Genomic DNA, 3,345 nt, shown 5'->3' with positions numbered 1-3,345 from the left:
TTAACCTCCGCTTCTGGCAAGGAAACGGCAAGCATCGCCCCGGCTGGCATTTGCTGCATCAGTCGCCCACGAATCGCCACCAAAGCTAAAGCGTCTTCAACAGACATGACACCCGCAAAACAAGCCGCTACATATTCGCCAATGCTGTGACCCAGCATCGCTTGGGGAGAAATGCCCCAGGACATCCACAATTGAGCTAAGGCATACTCGATCGCAAATAATGCAGGTTGAGCAAAGCAAGTTTGTTTGAGTTTTTCTGCGGCTGCTTCAGGATTCGGCTGGTTGGGATAAAGTAGCGATCGCAAATCCATCCCGATATGAGGTTGAAGAAGGGCAGCGCAACGGTCTACTTGCTCTCGAAATATCGGCTCAGTCTGGTACAGTTCCCGCCCCATATCCACATACTGCGCTCCCTGTCCGGGAAACATGAAGGCGATGGAGCGTTCAGTAGGCTCTTGGAAGTGAGTTAAAACTTTTTGAGGGTGAGGGGTTTCCAATTGGTTTACTAACTCCTCAACCGTCTGGCAAACCAAGATCCGGCGATGTTCAAAAGCCCGACGACCTACTTGCAGGGTGTAAGCAACATCCGCCAAATTGAGATCGGGGTGCTGCTTGAGGTGAGCCGCCAAATTTGCCGTAGCCGTCTCCAGTGCGGATTCCGTTTTGGCGGAAAGCACCAATAATTGCCAAGGACGCGAAGAACTAGATGCTTTTACAGTTGGCGCTTCTTCGAGAACCACATGAGCGTTGGTGCCACCAATCCCCAAAGAACTGACTCCGGCACGGCGCGGGGTCGCATTTGCCTTCCATTCTGTCAGCTGGGTATTGACGTAAAAGGGACTATTGGCAAAATCAATCTCAGGATTTGGCTGTTTAAAATTTAAGCTGGGTGGAATCAACTTGTGTTTTAGTGCCAAAACCGTCTTCATGAGTCCCGTGACACCCGCTGCTGCATCCAGATGACCGATATTGGTTTTGACGGAACCGATGGCGCAGAAATTCTTTTTCTCGGTATTGGCACCAAAAACATTAGAAAGCGCAGTAATTTCAATCGGATCGCCTAATCTGGTTCCAGTTCCGTGAGTTTCGATATAGGTGATGGTTTCCGGATCGACTCCCGCGAGGGCAATTGCTTCTGCGATCGCGTCTGCTTGTCCGTTGACGCTGGGTGCTGTGTACCCGACTTTCTCAGAACCATCGTTATTAATCGCCGAACCTTTGATTACCGCATGAATGCGATCGCCATCTGCGATCGCATCCTCTAATCTTTTTAAAACGACCACTCCCACACCATTCCCAATAATGGTTCCCTGTGCATCAGCATCAAAGGCGCGGCAATGACCATCCGGAGATAAAATTCCCCCTTCTTGATATAAATACCCTGTCTTTTGCGGCACCCGAATCGAAACTCCACCCGCCAATGCCATATCGCATTGGTAATTTAATAAACTTTGACAAGCCAGAGTTGTCGCCACTAATGAAGTGGAACAAGCTGTTTGAACAGTCAGGCTTGGCCCTTTAAGATTTAATTTGTAAGAAACGCGAGTCGTAAGGAAATCTTTATCGTTACCAATTAATTTTTGGAAACTGTCCGCCGACCCAATTTGGTCGCGATTTAAATTAAAAGATAAATAATTATTCAGGCTAGCACCTGCATAAACGCCAATGCGACTTTCACATCTTTGGGTGTCGTAACCAGCATTTTCCAGCGCTTCCCAAGCACATTCTAAAAATATCCGGTGTTGCGGGTCGGTCATTTCCGCTTCTTTGGGGTTAAAACCAAAGAAAGAAGCATCAAAAAATTCAACATCTTCTAATACGGCACCAGCTTTTACATGATTGGGATTATCGAGTAAACCTGGAGCGATTCCAGCATCTATTAATTCTTCATTGGTGAAGACCGAAATTGATTCGACTCCATCGCGTAAATTTTGCCAAAATTCTTCGACATTCTTCGCACCGGGAAAGCGTCCGCTCATGCCGATAATGGCAATGCCTTCCAGAGAATCGTAATTTGTAGCCCTATCCATGAATCTTTCTACCTTGCTTGCTCAATAGTTCTTTTTGGCGATTGATAGCCTCTATTTGCTTTCGAGCGCGCTGGACACTATCGCGTCCAACTTCGCGATCGCGTATTTCTTCAAAAGCAGGCTGTTGTTGGCTTAAATATTGCGCCAGCGAATAAATGGTTGGGTTTTGAAATAAAGTAACGACTGATATCTCTCGGTTAAAAACTGTCCGCAGTTTGTGATTCACCTGAAGCATCAGTAATGAATGTCCCCCGAGATCAAAGAAATTATCGTGAATCCCGACTTTCTCTAAGTTCAGTACCGTTTTCCAAACAGTCGCAATTGTTTTTTCAATCTCTGATTGGGGAGGTTGATAAACTGCTAACTCTAAACGCTGATTTTCCGGAGCAGGTAAGGCGCGACGATTAACTTTTCCATTGGGTGTCAGCGGCAAAGTGTCTAGGAATACGAAAGCCGAAGGCACCATGTATTCAGGAAGGCTTTGTTTTAAGCGATCGCGCAATTCATTAATCGAAAGTTCAGCATCGTGATTCGGAACTACATAAGCGACTAAGCGGCGGTCGTTGGGCATATCTTCTCTGGCAAGCACCACCGTTTCTCGCACCTGGGGATGTTGTAACAACACCGCCTCAATTTCTCCCAATTCGATACGGAAACCTCGAATTTTTACTTGGTGGTCAATTCTTCCCAAAAATTCAATATTTCCATCGGGTAAATAACGAGCTAAATCCCCGGTTTTGTAAAGGCGGCTCTCCCCCAACCCCTCCCCTAGCAGGGGAGGGGAGCAATTCTCCCCCTGCCCTTGTAGGGAAGGGGGCTGGGGGGTTAGGTCTTTAAAAGGATTCTGAATAAACTTCTCTTGGGTTAACTCTGGTCGATTCAGATAACCTCTAGCCAAACCAAAACCGCCAATGTGTAACTCGCCCGGAACGCCAATCGGGACAGGTTGTAAATGTGAATCTAAGAGATATATCTGCGTATTGGCAATCGGACGACCGATGGGAACACTTCGCCGTTGGCTGTTACGCTGGCAAGCCCAAAAAGTAACATCAATTGCCGCTTCTGTCGGCCCATAAAGGTTATGTAATTCTACGGCACCTAAACGGATAAAAAAGCGCTTTTGCAAATCAAAAGGCAGAGCTTCACCGCTACAAAATACCCGCTTAAGACTGTTACATTTTACTACACTTAACTCCTCTAAAAATACTTGCAGCATGGAGGGGACAAAGTGCAGTGTCGTGATTTTTTGCTGAGCAATCAGTTGGACTAAATAACCGCTATCTTGATGACCACCTGGTTTAGCTAAAACGAGGCT

2 protein-coding genes are annotated in these 3,345 nt (G+C 46.7%); both read right to left on the bottom strand.

Annotation, left to right across the window (positions count from 1 at the left end; all coding sequences use genetic code 11):
- Positions 1-2,030 (bottom strand): type I polyketide synthase (locus H6F50_RS07265; protein WP_190427962.1); only part of this gene is annotated, 2,030 nt, incomplete at its 3' end.
- The coding region (locus tag H6F50_RS07260; RefSeq protein ID WP_190427960.1) for a non-ribosomal peptide synthetase at positions 2,023-3,345 on the bottom strand (1,323 nt) is incomplete at its 5' end. The genes H6F50_RS07265 and H6F50_RS07260, both read right to left, overlap by 8 nt.

This window comes from Coleofasciculus sp. FACHB-712, assembly GCF_014695635.1.
Classification (GTDB): domain Bacteria; phylum Cyanobacteriota; class Cyanobacteriia; order Cyanobacteriales; family FACHB-T130; genus FACHB-T130.
The sequence above is the reverse complement of the archived record's forward strand: the minus strand, read 5'-3'. Positions and strand labels throughout refer to the sequence as shown.